Origin of the sequence: Affinundibacterium fentianense (assembly GCF_018139545.1) — a bacterium.
In the GTDB taxonomy this organism is placed as follows: Bacteria; Pseudomonadota; Gammaproteobacteria; order Burkholderiales; family Burkholderiaceae_D; genus Undibacterium; species Undibacterium fentianense.
This window is the reverse complement of sequence record NZ_JAGSPJ010000006.1, coordinates 385,266-404,677: the sequence shown is the minus strand read 5'-3', so window position 1 is coordinate 404,677 and position 19,412 is coordinate 385,266. Positions and strand designations below refer to the sequence as shown.

At 47.5% G+C, this 19,412-nt stretch carries 19 protein-coding genes; 15 read left to right on the top strand and 4 right to left on the bottom strand.

Annotated features, from left to right (window positions below; all coding sequences use genetic code 11):
• Positions 1–2,431: choice-of-anchor A family protein (locus tag KDM90_RS15435; protein ID WP_212676509.1), on the bottom strand; the 2,431-nt coding region annotated here is incomplete at its 3' end.
• A 936-nt stretch (positions 2,432–3,367) separates the two neighbouring features.
• Here KDM90_RS15435 and KDM90_RS15430 point away from each other — a divergent pair.
• Positions 3,368–4,042 carry a hypothetical protein gene (locus KDM90_RS15430; protein WP_212676508.1) on the top strand — a complete coding sequence of 225 codons (675 nt, stop codon included), beginning with the start codon at positions 3,368–3,370 and terminating at the stop codon, positions 4,040–4,042.
• A gap of 133 nt (positions 4,043–4,175) precedes the next feature.
• On the opposite strand, the gene tmpT is transcribed toward KDM90_RS15430, so the two are convergent.
• Positions 4,176–4,820, bottom strand: a complete 645-nt coding sequence (tmpT, locus tag KDM90_RS15425; protein WP_212676507.1) for a thiopurine S-methyltransferase — start codon at positions 4,818–4,820, stop codon at positions 4,176–4,178.
• Between the two features lie 134 nt (positions 4,821–4,954).
• Here tmpT and KDM90_RS15420 point away from each other — a divergent pair, with 134 nt between their 5' ends.
• The 3 genes from KDM90_RS15420 to KDM90_RS15410 all read left to right on the top strand — a co-directional run bounded on the left by KDM90_RS15420 (position 4,955) and on the right by KDM90_RS15410 (position 7,369).
• Positions 4,955–5,365 (top strand): helix-turn-helix domain-containing protein, encoded by a 411-nt coding sequence (locus KDM90_RS15420; protein ID WP_212676506.1) that lies wholly within the window; start codon positions 4,955–4,957, stop codon positions 5,363–5,365.
• 193 nt (positions 5,366–5,558) lie between these two features.
• The gene (gene dacB, locus KDM90_RS15415) at positions 5,559–6,965 is read left to right on the top strand and encodes a D-alanyl-D-alanine carboxypeptidase/D-alanyl-D-alanine endopeptidase (RefSeq protein ID WP_212676505.1); all 1,407 of its coding nucleotides are present in this window, start codon (positions 5,559–5,561) and stop codon (positions 6,963–6,965) included.
• A 206-nt stretch (positions 6,966–7,171) separates the two neighbouring features.
• A complete protein-coding gene (locus tag KDM90_RS15410; protein ID WP_212676504.1) occupies positions 7,172–7,369 on the top strand; it encodes a hypothetical protein in 198 nt (65 codons plus the stop codon).
• Positions 7,370–7,454: 85 nt separating this feature from the next.
• Here the strand turns inward: KDM90_RS15410 and KDM90_RS15405 are convergent, their stop codons facing one another.
• Positions 7,455–8,318, bottom strand: coding sequence for an HDOD domain-containing protein (locus KDM90_RS15405; RefSeq protein ID WP_212676503.1), 864 nt, complete (start codon positions 8,316–8,318; stop codon positions 7,455–7,457).
• A 217-nt stretch (positions 8,319–8,535) separates the two neighbouring features.
• Positions 8,536–9,018: a CreA family protein gene (locus KDM90_RS15400; RefSeq protein WP_212676502.1), complete on the bottom strand. Its 483-nt coding sequence runs from the start codon at positions 9,016–9,018 to the stop codon at positions 8,536–8,538.
• A gap of 143 nt (positions 9,019–9,161) precedes the next feature.
• Here KDM90_RS15400 and KDM90_RS15395 point away from each other — a divergent pair, with 143 nt between their 5' ends.
• The 11 genes from KDM90_RS15395 to KDM90_RS15345 all read left to right on the top strand — a co-directional run bounded on the left by KDM90_RS15395 (position 9,162) and on the right by KDM90_RS15345 (position 19,379).
• Positions 9,162–9,545, top strand: coding sequence for a hypothetical protein (locus tag KDM90_RS15395; protein WP_212676501.1), 384 nt, complete (start codon positions 9,162–9,164; stop codon positions 9,543–9,545).
• 255 nt (positions 9,546–9,800) lie between these two features.
• Positions 9,801–12,104: a TonB-dependent receptor gene (locus KDM90_RS15390; protein ID WP_212676500.1), complete on the top strand. Its 2,304-nt coding sequence runs from the start codon at positions 9,801–9,803 to the stop codon at positions 12,102–12,104.
• A 165-nt stretch (positions 12,105–12,269) separates the two neighbouring features.
• Positions 12,270–12,875 (top strand): SCO family protein, encoded by a 606-nt coding sequence (locus KDM90_RS15385; protein WP_230409831.1) that lies wholly within the window; start codon positions 12,270–12,272, stop codon positions 12,873–12,875.
• A gap of 68 nt (positions 12,876–12,943) precedes the next feature.
• A complete protein-coding gene (locus KDM90_RS15380; protein WP_212676499.1) occupies positions 12,944–13,402 on the top strand; it encodes a copper chaperone PCu(A)C in 459 nt (152 codons plus the stop codon).
• Between the two features lie 168 nt (positions 13,403–13,570).
• Positions 13,571–13,771, top strand: a complete 201-nt coding sequence (locus KDM90_RS15375; protein ID WP_212676498.1) for a hypothetical protein — start codon at positions 13,571–13,573, stop codon at positions 13,769–13,771.
• A gap of 29 nt (positions 13,772–13,800) precedes the next feature.
• Complete coding sequence (locus KDM90_RS15370) at positions 13,801–14,322, top strand: YcnI family copper-binding membrane protein (protein WP_212676497.1); 522 nt, start codon at positions 13,801–13,803, stop codon at positions 14,320–14,322.
• A 109-nt stretch (positions 14,323–14,431) separates the two neighbouring features.
• A complete protein-coding gene (locus KDM90_RS15365; RefSeq protein WP_212676496.1) occupies positions 14,432–15,157 on the top strand; it encodes a PepSY domain-containing protein in 726 nt (241 codons plus the stop codon).
• A gap of 328 nt (positions 15,158–15,485) precedes the next feature.
• Positions 15,486–15,854, top strand: coding sequence for a hypothetical protein (locus KDM90_RS15360; protein ID WP_212676495.1), 369 nt, complete (start codon positions 15,486–15,488; stop codon positions 15,852–15,854).
• A gap of 384 nt (positions 15,855–16,238) precedes the next feature.
• Positions 16,239–16,937 (top strand): ankyrin repeat domain-containing protein, encoded by a 699-nt coding sequence (locus tag KDM90_RS15355; protein WP_212676494.1) that lies wholly within the window; start codon positions 16,239–16,241, stop codon positions 16,935–16,937.
• Positions 16,938–17,040: 103 nt separating this feature from the next.
• Positions 17,041–17,352: a hypothetical protein gene (locus KDM90_RS15350; protein WP_212676493.1), complete on the top strand. Its 312-nt coding sequence runs from the start codon at positions 17,041–17,043 to the stop codon at positions 17,350–17,352.
• A 341-nt stretch (positions 17,353–17,693) separates the two neighbouring features.
• Positions 17,694–19,379 (top strand): SH3 domain-containing protein, encoded by a 1,686-nt coding sequence (locus tag KDM90_RS15345; RefSeq protein WP_212676492.1) that lies wholly within the window; start codon positions 17,694–17,696, stop codon positions 19,377–19,379.
• Positions 19,380–19,412 lie beyond the last annotated feature (33 nt).

Here is a 19,412-nt window from a genome sequence, read left to right as displayed (position 1 = left end):
TATTCAGTTGTGCTGCATTCGGGGCAGTCAAAGGATTCGTGATCGTTACCGCTTGTGATGCACTGATCGCTGTGCTGCTATTTAAACTAATCACCGCTGCACTTGTTGCACCGAAGGTATAACCGCCTGCTAAGACGCCTCCGGTGATCGCGGTCTCCGTGACCGTACACGTTTCACCTTGTACCAAGCCCGTGATCGTGCCGGTGGTTCCTGCTGTAAAACTCGTGGTCTTGGTGCCGCTGATTGAACAAACCGCTTGCACACCGATTGTTGGTTGCGTTGTGACTTTACTTGGTACCGTGTCGCCTGAGTAGTCTTTAGTGATATTGAGTTGTGCTGGGTTGGGTGCAGTCAAAGGATTCGTGATCGTTACCGCTTGTGATGCACTGATCGCTGTGCTGCTATTTAAACTAATCACCGCTGCACTTGTTGCACCGAAAGTATAGCCGCCAGCTAAGACGCCACCCGTGATGGCAGTCTCCGTGACCGTACACGTTTCACCTTGTACCAAGCCCGTGATTGTGCCGGTGGTTCCTGCTGTAAAACTCGTGGTCTTGGTGCCGCTGATTGAACAAACCGCTTGCACACCGATTGTTGGTTGAGTCGTGACTTTACTTGGTACGGTGTCGCCTGAGTAGTCCTTGGTAATATTCAACTGCGCTGGCGCCGTAAGTGGATTCGTGATCGTCACCGCTTGTGATGCACTGATCGCAGTGCTGCTATTTAAACTAATCACCGCTGCACTTGTTGCACCGAAGGTATAACCGCCAGCTAAGACGCCACCCGTGATGGCGGTCTCCGTGACCGTACACGTTTCACCTTGTACCAAGCCCGTGATCGTGCCGGTGGTTCCTGCTGTAAAACTCGTGGTCTTAGTACCGCTGATGGAACAAACCGCTTGCACACCGATTGTTGGTTGAGTCGTAACCTTACTTGGTACGGTGTCGCCAGAATACAGCTTGGTGATGTTGAGTTGTGCTGGTGGCGCAACCAGTGGATTGGTCACTGTTACCGAATTTGTCGCTCCACTTAAGGTTAATGGATTCGATCCACTAATCACGGCAGAAGAGGTACTCGAAAATGTATAGCCCCCAGCCAAAGTTCCACCCGTAATCGCAGTCTCACTCAAGGTGCAAGTGTCACCCGGAACAGTGTAAATTGTCCCAGTCGCTGGCGGAGTAAATGTCACATCTTGGGTACCACTCGCGGTACAGACCGCTCGCATCGTAATACTTGGCTGCGAGGAAATCTTGCTCGGAGCCGTATCGTTGGAATAGGCTTTGGTAAAAATCAATGCTGCTGGGTCAGGTAGTTCACCAATAAAATCAAAATTATGAAACTCATTGCCTGAACCGTTTTGAATGAGGTCTCCATAGACAATCACACGGCCATTCATACCCGGCACCGCATGCAGCATGCCGCCATTTGGCACCATGACACTACCACGAAATTGGGAGCTGCCAGTCAAGTTTACTTGGCTAGCGTTCGCAAAATTCCAAACAATACGACGAGTAAGGCTTGGACTAGTATCATTAGGAAAGCCACCTTCGTAAAAGCTATTACTATCAATTGTCACGCTTCCACTTGAAACGACATTGATCAAGACGGTCGCATTAGATGGAATAGACTCAAAATTAATGGAAACGCCTGAAACACTTCCTGCCAAACTAAACACTTGCAAGGCCGACGTTCCGTTGCCGGTAAAGGTCAAGGTTCCGAATTCGTTCACCGCCGTACCTGTGGTCGGCATTCTCAACCAAATTTGACTATTTGCCTGGAGTGCGGAGAAATCGATCGGAGAACTTGGAACTAATACATTTTCACTGACGGTGCCGCCAGTTGTTAAATTACCTGATCCTGTTCTTACGCCGCCAATTAGAGTATTTGTTGATAGTCCTAGACCATCCAGTGCGGCTGTTGCTCCGCTTGCAATATTGAGATTGCCACCAACCACCAATCCAGGATTCCCCGTAATCGATGAATCTTTTGGGACAACGCAGGCTCCCGCGCCTACCGCTATTAAATTATAGAAACCAGCGTTCAGATTAAGGTTACCAGCCACATAAATTCGGCCTTCACCCTCCGCACCCGAATTCACAGAAAAATTTCCACCAACAACAATATTGTAGGACTCATCTCGTCCCACAGAGCCAGCAGAAGGACAATTTCCAGGTTGGGAATAACTGGCAGGGCAACTTGAACCAGAACATGCGGCTGGTCGCGTCGTTGAGAACGCAAAACTCACTTGGGAGAAACTTGCCATGCCGCAGACCACTAAGACCAAATTTATCGCCAAATTCTTAACTCTTTTAGCTAAATTTCGCAGGAGGATTTGACTCCCAACCTGCGCAAAAAAAGCGAAAAGAAATTTGAACGACAATAATACCACTTCCTCAAACCGATGAATCAACATAATTGTTCGAACTTTCATGAATTTTTCCCGACATGGTGGGCGAGAGAGAATTTTGCGACACAAGCATCTCAAAAAAGGAAAAAGAGAATCCAGAAGAAACTTCAATTTCTCATTCAAAAACATAGGCTTAGTGATCTATTAACCCAGAATTATCGCTAGCAAGCAAAAAGCCGTCAAATAATCAAAACTTCATGCATTTATGAAAATTGATTTCAAAAAACTAATTTTAGTGATTGAAACAACAATTAAAGTGGCATTAAATAGGTATTTAATTTGAAAAATACTGGTATTTATTGTTTTTCGAATATTTTTTAATCTTTTTTTGATTTTAGAGGTCTGAACCTAATTCACAATTCTTTACAATGACAAACAAAGAAATCTCAGAATCTGTGGCGCTTAACGTGAAATAAGGAAACCGAATCCAGAATTATGTTGGGACAACTAAAAATGTCACATACGCTGATTCGATCAAATGTGAAGACCTTGATAAAAATAAGAGTGGCGCCCCATCATGCAATTACTTCAGATCCGTTTTCATCCAATTCTATGGCATTCGCATCCACAACCATAAAAGAAACCGACAACCACTTACTCCGATACGACACCCACTTAAATACCAGGCAAATAAAGCTCTTAGTAAAACTATTTCTTTAAACGATGACTCAAACACGAAACAACAAACACCCACAACATCAAACCGCCAGCGAATAAAAAGCTAAAGTGAAATACGCCGATAAATTTGTCGGTGATTTACACCGAAGATACTGCCAATAAAACAGACATGCGTGGGGATTGATGCCACCGCCAAACCGATTGCGTCTCGTTTCAGGCTAGCCTGTGGACCCGCAAAATTGGGGGTATACGGTATAAATCGCAAGTTTTTCCCATTGCTACAAGGCGCGATGTTGGTACACTTTGTGTCCCTACGATTTTCTGGCGGAACAGGATTAGTCAATGAAAAAGAAGTTTGAAAAACTCAGTCAAATTGCAATGCAATCGGCGAATGATGCGGGACGCGCAATAATGAGAGTCCAGCACCAAGCAAAAGATAGGTCACAAGATTTCGCTAAGGATCTGCTACAAAACGTTTCCCACACCGTCAACCAAGAAGTCCTTGAACGTACCCGCGCTATGACGACGGTCGCTCTAGAGACCAGCAAATCTTTGCATCAATCGGTGCAACACACTTTGCATCAAGCTGTCGAACATGAGACTACGCAAGCAATCGTGAATCAAGTCAAAGAGCGTGGCATGCAAGTCGCAGAAAGCACGACACAAGGCGTGAAATTTATCGGCAACCAAGTGGTCGAAGGCGTCAAAAAAGTCGATCAAAAATTGGAAGAGAATCACCTTGAAATCAAGGAAAAAACTGAGACGGTGTCGATGGGACTCGGCATCGCCGCTGGAGTTGCTGCTGGTGCCGCAATAATTGGGCCGCCCCTAGCCGTCGCAGTGGCACCGGTAATAGGCGCAGCCGCCACCGTCACGGGGGCAGTGGCTGGTTCAGCGTATTTCTACTCCAAATGGAAAACCAAAGATGGCAATAAAAATCTCGACGCGACTTCGAATACCGATGTCGATACTAGCAACGGTAACGAGCAAATTTCTAAAGAAGACCCAATGAAATAGACAAGCAATTCTCTCGACAACGGTCTTGCTCGAATTACCTTCGATATTTGCCGTTCGCCTTTAAATAAGCACCCGATTCCTCAATTCAATCAGACCGCTTATTACGCTGCCATTATCTTTCTAGAGCATTCGGCTATCGGCTACAAGTATTCAAGTGATAAACAACTTCTGTGGATGCGACTTTTCCCTTCATCCCGCCTGCGACATCCACTCGCTCCAATAGCGTAATTTCATAAGCTTTGGCATAGTGCTCGAAGACTTCTTGTTCTGAGATAGAAAACGGCGGCCCCTCAACTGCATCTTGTTGATATTCATAAGTGATCAACAATTGAGGCGCACAGTGTGTGATGTGACTTAAATGTCGCGAATAGTCTTTGCGCATCGCAAGCGGTAGCGCAACCAGAGCCGCACGGTCATAGATCGCATCCACTTTTCCGAGCAAATCATGGTTAAATGAAAAGAAATCTCCGACAAAGATTCGGATCTTATTTGCGGAATAGCATTGAAAGCCGGCGACTTGCGTCACTTCTGGTGTGAGCGATAAGTCCTCGAACAATTCCCGTACTGCCAATTCACTCAACTCCACTCCAGTCACTTGATAACCCTGATTCAAGAGATACGCTATATCCTTGGTTTTTCCACATAACGGTAGCAAAATGTGTTGACCACTTTTTAGCTTAAGTTGATGCAAATGGGCGAGCAAATGCGGATTAATGTCTTGCCGATGAAAACCGATTTCGCCACGCCGCCATTTTTCATGCCAAAAATTTATATCCATACAAACTTATCCTTTCAACTCAATTAATAAATATTTCCAAGCCACTTCACGCTCAACATCGATGATAGGATACAAGCTCAAGTCAACTTGAGGTCAAGAACTTTTTTTCTGAAACGATAGGATGGAGTGCGCCTATGGATATCGCTGAAGTTACGCAAACGAGTGGTTTGGCTGCATCAACCCTACGTTACTACGAGGAGATCGGCTTGATCAGTTCAACTGGGCGACGCGGACTTCGTCGGCAATTTCATGAAAGTGTCGTCGAACGCCTCGCCTTCATCCAACTGGCACGCCGTGTTGGTTTTAGTTTGACGGAAATTGCCGAGCTTTTATTAGAATCGACATCCGAAAGAAAACAATTACGACGCGATTTACTGAGCTTAAAAGCGCAACAGATTGATCAACAAATTCGCGAACTGACGGCGATGCGCAACGGCCTCAAGCATGCTGCAGTTTGCCCCGCACCCAATCACTTCGAATGTCCAAGTTTTTTGCGGCTCCTTCGCATCAGCACAAAAAAGGCTAAGCGTGAACATGGATTGTAAACTCCATTTGAAATGCGATTGGTTTCTATACCATTTGAAGTCGTCTCACACTCCCCTCACAAATTCAGTAGCTGAACGCCGTCAGCATGGGATACTATCAACTTTTCGATTATGGCTAGTTCGACGTATGGTAACTTCCTTTGTTCGTTTCAGACTATTGCGAGCGCTCTGTATCGCTGTTACTTCCACCTGTATGACGTTTCCTTTTGGCGTCTTGGCACAGACTGCACCGCCAGCATCAGTTGAAGTGTTATTGAAAAAAGCAGGCCTTAAAAATCAATATCTGAGCATGGTCGTAATGCCAGCGCGAGAAGGTAAACCCGAATTCGCTTATCAAGCAGAAAATATCGTCAGCCCGGCCTCGACGCTCAAATTACTCACAAGTTTTATTGCGCTCGACGAGTTGGGTCCCAATTTTCGTTGGAAAACCCAAGCCTACATCGATGCGCCGATTCAACAACAGGTTTTACAAGGGAAATTGTACTTAAAAGGCGGCGGCGACCCCAACCTCACCTACGACAAATTAAGCCTATTCTTACGCAGCTTACGGATACAAGGACTCAGGGATATCCAAGGAGACATCGTGCTCGATCGAAATTATTTTCAGCCCAATCGCCCCGAGCTGAACGCAAGCAATTTCGATGACAATCCCGATGCCTATTACAACGTGATTCCCGATGCGCTCCTTATTCATAGCAACATCACTGCATTGACTATCACGGCAGATCAACAGCAGGTCGAGGTCAAACTTGCGACACCAATGGACAAGGTGCAAGTAATCAATCAAATAGCGCGTAGCAACGCGCCTTGCAATGAGTGGAAAAATTCCTGGCAAGCTCCGAAAGCACAGCTAGACCAGACCGGACAAATTCAAATAATTTTAAAGGGAAGTTTCCCCAAAAATTGCCAAACAACTGTCTACTTGAACCTACTTGATCGCAATACCTATATAGCTAGCGTTCTACGCGCTTTGTGGCAAGAGTTAGGGGGAAGTTGGCAAGGCAAAGTGATAGATGGCGCGGTTCCACCGAATGCAACTTTGCTCGGACAAAAAGAGTCAGAGACGCTCGCTGACACCATCCGCATCATTAATAAATTTTCTGATAATGCCATGGCACGCATCGCATTTATGACAATGGGTGCCGAATCCGCATTAGCAAAAAATTTTGCTGATACCAATCAAGCAGCCAATGCCGTGGTGCGGGACTGGTTTTTCAAACATGACATCAGTGCACAAGGTTTAGTGATAGAAAATGGTTCAGGTTTGTCGCGCATTGATAGAATTAGCCCAATGCAACTTGCCCATATCCTGCGTGTTGCTGCGAACAGTCATTGGTATCCAGAATTTGCCAGCAGCTTACCCATAGTCGGTATCGATGGCAGCATGCGGAATCGTTTAAAAACAAGTAAAGCGGAAGCAAAAGCAAGAATTAAAACTGGCTATCTAAAAAATGTCATGGCCATCGCGGGCTACGTGCGGGACCAACAAGATCGCGATTGGATTGTTGTCGCCCTATTGAATACCGAAGACATGCCAGCAAACAAAGGGAAAGCTGCTTTAGACGAGGTCATCAATTGGGTTGCGTTAGGACGCCCATAAACCCATTGATGATGCTAACCGCCGCCTCACAAAATAGTCGATTCGTCATTATCCCGATCCAATTTCACCATTGACCCCCTCAATTTTGCAGTTGGTCGTCATCTCGGTGCTTCGAGCAAGAATAATCGCTATAGTGTATGCATGAAGTAGGCTTGCAAGCATACAAGTCACCACATTCACACAGGCGTATTGGTTAAGGAGTTGCTATGTTAAGTTTCTTAATTTGGATTATCGTATTCATCCTCTGTTGGCCCCTTGCACTGCTTGCGTTGGTGCTCTATCCGATTGTCTGGCTACTACTCTTGCCCTTCCGTCTCATCGGTATCACAGTCGATGCCGTATTTGAATTGCTCCGCGCGATTTTATTTTTGCCGGCCCGCATCTTCGGAGCAAAACCACGCTAGTGCATACTTGGTGCAATATCGCTATCCCGCCATACCATGCGAGATCGAGCAAGCAATTAGAGGAATAAATCGCTAGGACAAATGACTAATGCGGGGTGTTAAACAGATCCTGCAACTCTTCACACCAATCCTCGGCATCGTGCGCACTAATTCCTAAAAACTGGCAGACCAATGCGCCGCCTTTGTGCCATTCTGAGGAGCTTTCTTGGCCTTCATATTTCTGAATCGCATACTCTGCCAGAGAGGTGAGCGCGATCAAACCTCGTACACCTTCATCCGTTGCGGTGTCTTCGAGCGTTGCATAATCATGATGCAACAAGATCGCCGTCGAAACTTGTTCTGGGAGTCCCCAAGTTCGCGCCATAAGCGAACCGATCGAAGCATGATTGGTGATGTGGTATTGGTCTTCGATTGAAGTTAGTGGTAACGCATACTCGCTATTCGCTTTTTTCCAAGTTTCACCGTAATCAGGAAATCGTTCCATCAAAATCGGTACGCCGATATCGCAAAACAATCCAAAAGTATGGGCCACATCGGAGGTACAAACTGGAGCACGTCGTACCATCGCACTCAATGCTTGCGCACGCTTACTTGAAAAATCCCAAAATTTTCCCATTTTCATGGCACTCGCACTGATCGATTGGCGGGCAATAATCCCTGTCATCAAAATCCCAGTTTGCGAAGTACCAATCAAATTCACTGCATGATCAACCGACTGCGCTTTGAGCCGTAAGCCAAAAAAAGAGGAATTCGTTAATTTCAACAGCGAAGCGGCGAGCGCGACATCGTTCGCAATGATTTTGGCGAGACCTTTTGCACTTGGTTCGTCTTTGTTCAATTCTTTTTGCAAATCCACCAACAAACTAGGACGAGGCGGGATACGAATTGTCTTTAAGAGGTTGTCGACAGCTTGCTTATCCGACACCACAGGTTGAACAGGTTGATTCATCTTCATTCATATCGAAATTGGAGTGGCCAATTGGCCTATCCGTCTATTAGACATTATTTCCACAAGGAAATCAATTCAGTTCCAGCACCTTAGCGCTATTGCGCTTTCCAAAAAAGCAAATACCATCTCCCTGCCCCAGTTCCCAACACTAATTCAATTGAAGCAGTCATTTAGACTAGACCTGCATGTCACGATGAATTTTGACAAGCATTGCAATTCATTTCAAAGGGATAGGCGTTTGGCGATCAACCGGAACGGCGGTCACACTATTTTGCGGTGAGCCCTCAATTAATTTATCAGAATAAGTCAAATAAATGAGTGTATTTCGTTCAAGATCGACCATACGGACGATACGCAATTTTTTAAATAAAATTGAAAGACTTTGATTAAATACTTCTTCTTGCTGTTTTAATGCCTGCACAAAATGGATCGCTCCCACTTGCCGGCAGGAGATGGATGCTTCAGCCTTATCTTCCGCCAGTCCCAACCCACCTTTGATGCCCCCTGTCTTAGCTCGCGACACATAGCAGGTAATGCCGTTCACCTTCGGATCGTCATAGGCTTCAACCACAATTTTATGATCTGGTCCTATCCACTTGAACGCGGTATCCACACTCCCTATTTTTTGTGCCTTCGCCTCCAAACCTAGCGCCAAAAAGCCGCATGCTATGAGTGCTACGGCATAATTTTTTGCTTGCATATCTTTATCCTTCTCCCGTTCTTAAACAGTTATTTTTTGATCCGACCAAAAAGAGCTTAGCGTAAAAGATGCTAACAGATTTAACATCGGTCAAATACGATCAACTTTCCACGCCGTGCTCTGAGGTGTTAGAATCTCGGCTTATGAAAGCATTTTCTCCATTTAAACTATCACGACGCTTGATCATCGCGGTGTTATTCCTGTACGGATTAACGCTCGGTATCGCTACCGCTGCGCCCGTGATCAATAGTTTGACTGGCGAAAGCATATCGATGATTTGTACCAGTACAGGCGTAAAGTTTGTCACCGCTTCTGGCAAAATCGTCGACGGCAAAGCGAGCAGCCATACTTTAGATTGTTCATTCTGTATGCCTAGCGCAATCACACCAAGCTTGCCACAGCTCGACGCTGCCCCTCCTGTGCATGCGCTTTCTTACGCGACACAAAGTATTCCGTCGGCACGTTTAGCGGCCATCGTTTCAGCCCCACTTCCACCGCGCGGGCCACCCGCACTCAACGCAATCTGATACACAGTCCCGTTCAAGCGCTTCCACTTGAACTGGGCAGTTTGGTATCCATTCCGCTTCTGATCATCTGTTTTGCCGAAGTATTCAGCTCATTTGTGCGCATATTCGCGTCTCTGATTCTCCGAGCACTGCCGTGATCAGGCATTACTTATACCTTGAGTATTTTCATCAAATCATATTGAGACCCGATTCGTCCAATTGATGAAACAAACAGCGCCATACGTGCGCTGCGCTCATGATTGCAATGAGAACACAATGAAACTTTCTAACACTATTCAATTGCGTCGTACCGCTTTAATTATCGCCTTATCTACTGCATTTCCAACTTTTGCGCACGATAACAACAATGACCAAGATGGCGAAAAAGCGAAAGCAGAACGCGTCATTATCAAGGGGGATAAGCCGACGACCCTGCCAACTGAAATTCCCACAACTATCGAAGGCATCAATGCCAAAGCCATTGAAACCACGATCAATGCACTGGATGCGGAAGACGCCCTGAAATACTTGCCTAGCCTGTTGGTGCGCAAGCGCTACGATGGCGACTATAACCACGCTGTGCTAGCGACGCGCGCTTCCGGCACAGGCAATAGCGCCCGTTCGATGGTGTATGCCGATGGTATTTTGATTTCCAACTTACTAGGCAATGGCGCAGGCTTTACACCACGTTGGGGTCTGGTCACACCAGAAGAAATCCAACGCGTCGATGTCCTATATGGCCCATTCTCAGCTGCCTATGCTGGCAACTCAGTGGGTGCGGTGGTCGACTACGTCACCCGGATGCCAGAAAAATTTGAAGGCCATGTCAAACTCGCTGGCTTCACCGAAGACTTTAAAGAAGTCGCCACGGATCAACGCTACAGCGGTCATCAACTGAGCGCCAGCCTTGGCGACAAGCAAGGAGCTTTCTCCTGGTGGGTAAACCTCAACCGCATGGACAGCGATAGCCATCCTTTGGTATTTACCAACAAATTATTGTCAGCAGGGACCGTAAGTACAGCGGGCAAACCTGTCACTGGCGCAGTGGCAGGTCGTAATCCACAAGGTTTAGACTGGTGGTTGATCGGCGCCACCACGCAATATCACACGATTCAAGATCACGCCAAAGTCAAACTTGCCTATGAAATCACGCCAACAATACGCGCGAGCTACACCTATGGTATCTGGCGTAATGATATGAATAGCACCGCAGATAGTTATTTACGCGACGCGAGTGGCAATGCGGTGTACAGCGGCGACGTGAATATCGCTGGCCGAAAATTCACCATCAACCCAACGGATATTGCGAATAGCAAAAATAAACTACAGCATGTCACCCATGGCGTGAGTGTGAAGAGCAATACCAAAGGCGAATTCGATTGGGAAGTGGCTGGCAGTATCTACGACTACCAAAAAGACATCGCTCGCGCACCGACTGTCGCGATTCCAGCCGCCGACATCGGCGGCGCGGGTCGCATCACTGATGGCAGCGGCACTGGCTGGAATACCTTGGCATTAAAAGGAATTTGGCGCCCGAACACCGAGCACATTGTGGAATTCGGCTACCAACGTGACGCCTACAAATTGCACACGCTCGTCTCCAATACCGCAGACTGGATCAACGGTGCCGCCACGACACGCTTCTCCGCCTTCCAAGGTAATTCTGATTTATCAAGTTTCTATGTGCAAGACGCATGGCGCATCAACTCAAACTGGAAAACCATTGTCGGTGGGCGTTTTGAACAATGGTCTGCACATGACGGTGCATTATCGAATGCCACCACCACGTTGCCATTCGTGAAACGCGATGAGAACGCATTCTCACCCAAAGCAGCACTGGCCTATCGAGCGTCAGACGACTTGACTTTGAAGGCATCGATCGGTCGCGCAGTACGGAACCCGACTGTCTCTGAGTTATATCAGGGAACGGTATCGACGCAAACCATCGTCAACAATGACCCCAATCTCAAAGCGGAAAAATCTTGGACTAGCGAATGGAGTGCGGAACAATCACTGCATAATGGTAAAGGATTATTGCGTACGACCTTCTTCCATGAAGATACGGCTGACGCACTGTATTCACAAACGAATACCTTAGTCACACCCAATATCACCAACATTCAAAACGTCGATAAAATTCGCACCAATGGTCTGGAAATCGCTTACCAAGATAACGACGTGGTGATCAGTGGACTCGATATTGCCGGTAGCGTGACTTTCGCGGATTCCATCATTACGAAGAATGATAAATTTGCGAAGAGCGTCGGCAAATGGCAACCACGTGTCCCCAAATGGCGTGCCAATTTCGTCGCCAGCTATCGCGTCAATGAACAACTGTCGACCACACTCGGCATTCGTTATAGTGGCCGCCAATACGGTTCTCTGGACAACAGCGATGTCAATGCATTCACGTATTTAGGCTTCTCCAGCTTCTTAGTGGCTGACTTGCGCGTGCGCTATAAGATCGATAAGCAATGGACTGCGGCTGTGGGGATCAATAATCTCAATAATAAAAAATATTGGGCTTTCCACCCGTACACCCAGCGTAGTTTAGTGGCGGAATTGAAGTTTGATTTTTAGTCATACGCGAAAAATCCCCTCCTCCACATGCGGGGGAGGGTTGGGATGAGGGTGTCTCAGACATTGCACAAGCATTTTGAATCACTCTCTTTTTCAGCCAAGTTACAGTGAAACAGGTCGCAGATTTAGCCAATCGAAATCAAAATTCGAAAAAAGGATTTTAAGATGTATCCAACTTCTCATATGTCCCAACAACGTCGGCAATTTTTAGCTGTCAGTTTGGCTTTGGGTCTAGCTGCGTGCGACAGAAAATCACTCAACTTCAACAGCATCGACATCACTGGTGCCGATTATTGTCGCGATTTTAAGCTCAACGACAGTGATGGGAAGCAACGACAATTGTCCGATTTTAGAGGACGTTATGTCTTAGTATTTTTTGGCTTTACACAGTGCCCCGATATCTGCCCCACCGCGCTTGCCCGTGCTGCCGCAGTAAAACAAAAACTCGGCAAAGACGGTGATCAATTACAAGTGATCTTTATCAGCATCGATCCAGAGCGCGACACCGCGGATCTCATGCGCGCCTACACACACAACTTTGACCCTAGTTTTATTGGTCTACGTGGCAGCGCCGAACAAACAAAACGGGTTGCTGATGAGTTTAAAGTCTTCTATGCTAAGGTCGCCACCGGCAGTAGCTATACGATGGATCATTCGACTTTGAGCTATCTATTCGACAGCACAGGCAAGATACGACTAGCGATGCGGCATGAACATAGCGCCGATCAATTCGCATCGGATATTCGTCAATTAATGCAGCACGCCACTTAGCTTTTTACGGCACACCAATGTCATCCACTTTGTACTGTATGTAGTCCCCACCAACGAAAGGAAAGACCATGAAAAAAATCATCGCTCCACTCTTCGCCGCTCTCAGCTTAAGCCTCAGTGCGGCTGCCTTCTCGCAAGTCGCAGTCAAAGATCCTTGGGTGCGCGCCACAGTCGCACAACAAAAAGCAACGGGCGCCTTTATGCAACTAACTTCGACCCAAGATACGAAAATTATTTCTGCCAGCTCACCTGCCGCAAAATCAGTGGAAATTCACACCATGGAAATGGATAAAGACGTCATGAAAATGCGTCAAATCATGACTTTAGATTTGCCAGCAGGTAAAGCAGTCGAACTAAAACCTGGCAGCTTTCACGTCATGCTCATCGGCTTAACTGCGCAAGTGAAAGAAGGCGACATCGTGCCATTGACACTGACCATCGAAGGCAAAGATAAGAAGACGCAAACAATCGAAGTCAAAGCGGTTGGCAAAGCGATGAATACAACGGCACATAAGATGCAACACTAAACAGCGAACACTGTTCAGACAAGTCAAAAATGCAGTGTCATCCCTGTGAAGGCAGGGATCCAGCGACTTTAACTTTTTAGCTCTCTGGATTCTCGCCTTCGACTTGTACAAGTCGAACAAGATACAAGACTCAACACGCCAAGCAACAAGGCAAAAACCGGAGGACATATGAAGTCAAATTTATCCATGTTTTTCAGCACCATGCGTTGTTTCAATGTCGCTGCCATGGTGGCTTTAGCGATCTGGCACGGCTATGTTTTCTATTTAAATCAAGCCATATCAAGAACTCCGCCATCCCCAGTCATCGAGCTCAAACTCAGCACACCAAGCAATCCAAGCACCGATCACACCGGCCAAAGCACGGTCTAAAAACAATCTGAAGCAAAATTAAACCCATCATGAAAAAACTTCTCTTACCTCTCTGCCTGATTGCCATCACCAACCTAGCCAACGCCCATGTCACACTAGAACAATCAAAAGCCAAAGCGGGCAGTTACCACAAGCTCACATTTAAAATTGGTCACGGCTGCGAAGGTAGTACCACCCATACGGTCAAAATCAGTTTGCCAGAAGCCGCAACAGGCGCGAAGCCCATGCTCAAACCCGGCTGGAAAATCGACACTGTGAGCCAAACCCTGAGCAAGCCGTATGAATCACATGGCAAAACTATCACCACAGGCGTACGCGAAGTGACTTGGAGCGGCGGACAATTGCCCGATGCCTACTACGACGAATTTGTTATTCAAGTCAAACTCAGTGACGAAGTCGGCAAACAATATTTTAAAGTCACGCAATTATGTGAAAAAGGTCGCCTCGATTGGATAGAAATTCCCGCAGAAGGACAAAGCAGTAAAGCGCTTAAATCACCCGCCCCCGTGCTCGAAGTCGAAGCCAAAAACGAAGTCGCGCCGCATCACTAAGCGCCGATTTTCTTCTCAAGCAAAACGAGAATAAACCAAACGAAAAGGTACCAGAGAAGGCGATCGCAGTCGCCGACTCTTCCCGCTAGACACTTTCTTACATAACACATTGAAAAACCCACTCAAAGCATCTTGGAAACGCCCTGCGACATGGTTTCGCTGGCATCGCTGGCTAGGCTATCTGATCGGTATCCAACTACTGATTTGGATCATCGGTGGTCTGATCTTTGCTATCGTGCCATTTCAAACCATGGTCAAAGGAAAAGATTTAGTCAGCAAACCTAGCCTGCAACTACCCGAACAATGGCAACTCAACTTTAGCAAACTCACCACCGAACACGGCGCCTTACAGGGCTTGCAAAGTATCGCATCCGCGCACGGCTTCGCTTTACGCTTGCAATTCAAAGACAAAAATTTGATCACCGATCTTCATGGCACGCCACTGCCCAAGCCGAGCCAAGACCAAATTCAAACTTTCGCGCAACAACTCTATCGCGGCCATGGCAATTTAGAAGCAGTACGACTCCTATCCGCCGTACCTAGGCAACTAGCAATCGTCAAAGAACTAGGCACTCGCACCAACATCTGGCTCGCGCAATTTAAAGACAGCCAAAACACCCGCTTATATTTCGATGCCAACACAGGCGAGTACATCACCGTCCGAACAGACGCTTGGGTCTGGTACGACTTTTTCTGGCGCTTGCACGTGATGGATTATTCCGAAGGCGAAGACTTCAACAATACCTTACTACGCATCGCAAGCATGCTCGCACTTTTGATGATGCTGACGGGCGTGGTCCTCAGTGTGCGGAATCTACTACGCAAGCGATTCTAAAACCCAATCATCAATTGAAAACGATCCTGTCAATAGTCGTGCAGTTACTCGCATCAATTTATTTATCGCATTTTAAACAGAAATACACTCGAGATAGCTAGACAGGGTGAAAATTTGTTTAATTGACACCACCAAATAACTTGATAGAATCATTGACTTTATTGCTGACGCATTTCATCGCTTTTTTAATACACAATAAAATTGTCGAAAAGTAGAAGAGAACTAGGATTTATGCATGCTTGAGAGGGATCACATGAAAAGTGTTATGCGTCAGGTTAAAATGTTATGCGACATTGTGTCGTATATATCTAGTTCGGCCTCACGTTAAATGCAACTCAACTCCGACAACCTGCGCACTATTGCAAGCTCTTCTGACGCATCTGAAGGGGATCGGCGCGTCGCGGCTGCAGTTTGCGTCGCGATGGACGACTGGCCCACACAAGGTCAGATTCTCGTTGACGAATTTCTTCGCGAGTTATTGGCGGAGTTTGGGCAGCCAACTTACGAAAACATTCGTTCTGGTGCTGCCCGTCTAAACATCACGACCGATGCGTGGAAGGCCGAGGCGCTTACGGGTCTCTTGGTTGCATGGTCCGAGAATAATAGGCATTTGAGTCTTTGCGACCTCTTAGGGGGTCTAAGCTCCCCATCGCCGAACCATTCATTCAACCCGGACGCGCTAAAGCGCGCCGGTTAATTCAAGCACGTTAGGAGGCGTAAGTTGCATCACTGCTACGTCTGCGGAGCACCGACAGAAGATCCGCCTTGGGGTGATGACGGGTGCTGTCCGAGCTTCGAAATATGCCCGTGTTGCGGGTGTGAGTTTGGTTACGAAGACTCCTCGGTGAAAGGAATCGAGACGTTGCGAGCAACCTGGCTTGCTGGTGGAGGAGAGTGGCGTGAGCCCAAGTTCAGGCCGCAAGGTCTATCTCTAAATGACCAGTTGAGACAAATTCCAACGGAGTTGCCGGCGAAGGTTCTACGGAACAGTGCGCCGCCTCCTAACTAATCGGTGCAGGCGCGACCGCCCTGACGGGCGGCGGCCTGAGCTCAAACGTTAGCCAGACGAGGTTCGCGAGCGATGACGCCTTCCCATCTCGACTTCATTCGACTCGTCGTTGAAGGAGACGTCGAACAAGTCGCTCGCTGCTTGGCGGTGACTCCCAGCATGGCTTCGACACCGTCCAGTGTCGGCGCGACAAGGACAGACTCGTCTCGGTACTTTTTCTCGGAAATTGCTCACTACTTGTATGCAGGTGATACGGCGCTCCACCTTGCGGCAGCTGCATTCCAACGCCAGATCGCGGAAATCTTGGTAACGGCTGGCGCAGATTGCCAAGCCAAGAATCGTCGTGGCGCAGAGCCATTGCATTACGCAGCTGATGGGAACAGGCACGCCCCTGTCGCTCAAGCTCAGACGATTGATTACCTGATCTCTGTTGGCGCAGATCCAAACGCCACCGATGGATCCGCCGTCTCGCCTCTCCACAGAGCCGTCAGGACACGGTCAATCGCAGCAGTAGCGGCGCTTGTTAAAGGGGGCGCAGATCCACGAAAGCGGAACGCCGCAGGCTCAACGCCATTGCACCTCGCCGTTCAAACGACTGGGCGCAGTGGAAGTGGAACTGATCATTCGCGTGCGCAGCAGGCCGCAATCATCAAGTTTCTCATTGAGCAGGGCGCAAAGGTTACGGACAAAGACGGACGTGGAAGGTCCATCTATGAGGCGGCATCCGATGAACCGTCGCGCTCGGTCCTCCGAGAACTTGGCGCTGGCTAACAGCCCGTTGAACCTGACGGTCCGCCGGGAGCGCGAGTTAGCCAATCGTCTGGTAGAGTCCCGGCGGCCCGCAGGTTAACGGCACGTTATGCCTTTGAAAAAAATGAGCAACGAGTCCTTTAAAGAGTCTTGGTGGCTGATGTATTCCGATTTTCCCAATCTAAATTGGGCTCGGCTTCGTGTATTTGGTACCGGAATGGCGAAAGTATTCGACTCGGATGAAAAGACGCATTCTTTTTCGTCTGAGGGCGACGCAGTGAATTGGCTTCTGGAAGATGAATTCACTTCATACGAAAAACTAGACGAAGAAGATGAACGAGAATATGAAATTTCGATTTCATCAATTAGGCCACCGGTCGGAACAACGCTTGAAGAACTAAAAGGCAAAATGTATGTCAAGGCGAAAAAAGCATAACGACGCGCTCAACACGGAGGGTCTTGGTCAACGCGCCCATGGCGCGTTGACCAATCCCGTCTGGTAGCGTGAACGTTATATTTTAGCTCCCTCCCACCAAGACGATTCTCATGGATGAACGGGCAAAAGCTTGCAACCCGCACTGACTAACAATTGAGATCGATAGAAAATTAGTTTTACCCTGTCTCAGTAATTCAAAAAATAATACGCAAATTCAACTACAACGGGAGACGAGCGGCTTAACATCGGCAATCCAAGCTGGATTGACTCACCCACTCGCTAGCATTGCCAATTCCCCACACCCAAGCTAGCATCTGTCATCTTCTTTACGAGTTCGTCTTATGAAGCCGTTCATCAAGTCGCTTTTTCTATCCTTCTCTTGTATCGCCCTCGTTATCACTAACCTGTCGGCGCAGAGTGCAACTTGGGAAGAAACCGATGGGCAGTTTTTTATCAATGGTGATTTAGCTGCAGTCAAACGCATCTTGTCTAAAGAAAAATACAGCGGTGATCAGCTGAGTTTGGCTTTGAATTTTGCTGCGTCTTCTGGCAATGTGGCGTTGACGCAGTATCTTGATAGCCTTGGTTGGATAAAAGCCTGTCAAAAACTACGCGATTGCAAACCGATTCAGTGGGCTAGCATGAACCAAGCTAGACCGCAGATGGTGGAATGGCTACTAAGCAAAGGTTTTAAATCTGACGCGGAATCGCTCGAAGCTGCGGCCGTACTCAATTTGCCGCAAGACAGCACGGTTGCCAATAGCTTTGCTGTGGTCAAATTGCATTGTGAAAATGGCGTCAATCCGCTCTTAAGTACCAGCTATCAACACGAAGGAAACAAGGTGATGGTGGCTTCAGTGATTGAAAGACTCAGCGAGAGATTAAATTCGGCTAGTCAAGATCAAGGCTACGCTTTGCTACATGCACGAGCGCGTGCAGCGGAGGTGATCACCACCAGCTTTATCAAAGCGGGTTTATGTAAAAAAGGCGCAAAACAATCGACATGGTTTGACGATTACTTGAATCTCATCACAGCAAGCCGACCAGGTGATACCGATCTTAGCAAATCCAATGTTTACCTAGCGGCCAAGGTCGGCAAGGAATGGCGTGGCATCGTCGAAAACTATCTGATGAGTGAAGCCCTGCTAAGCAAAGATGCTGCACAAAGACTGTCGATGTTGAACGCCTTCAAAACAGCAAAATGGCTGGAACGCTGTCGTCAAAATCGGTATTGCAGCCTGATCGATGTCGCCGCAGAAAGTGGCGCGGACAAAGCCACTTTCGATTTCTTGGCGAATGAAGGCTATCCACTTGATAGCCCAAATGCTTCCGGCGTCACTCCACTCGCCTACGCGACAGCAAATGCACAATTCGCTACGGTAAAAAACTTGTGCGAATCCGGTGCCGATTTTCGGAAGACCACCAAAATGGAAATCTATGACCGCTCGATCATCAGCATCGTCCGTAGAGCATACAGCTATACGTGGTGTAGCGCGATCATCGACGCGCCTCTATCCAAATCAGAAAAAGACCCTATCCAACATCGCTGTGAATATGAAGGCGGCTCAATTGCTAGCCCGCAAACTGGTGTCAGTATTCCCGAATGCATACCAGGCAAATCTTGCTTGGGCGTGGCCTTTCCACCAAAGGGAAATGAAACACAGATAAAAAACCTCAGAGCCCTCGCTGACCTCTTTGACTATTACAAGAGTGGTCAATGTAGAACGCCAAACAAAGTACTAAGTTGTAACGCCAACATCAAGCCTTATGCGGTATTGATCGCCGACAAAGTACAACTGCGTAGCGAAGCCAATGCCAATAGCAACAAAATCGAAACGCTATCGTTTGGTACGACGTTTGAAGTCATCGACAGCAATCGCTCCTGCGAAACCATGGCAACGCGCGAAGGGCGTTGGATCAAAGTGAAGGTCAATTTCATTCCGCTGCGTTCTAGAGAAGAGTACATCGACATGCAAGGATGGATTTTTGATGCGTATGTCGATTATCTGCCGACATTAGAACCCTGAGCGCATTCCAATTGCACGCGCTGAACAAGATTG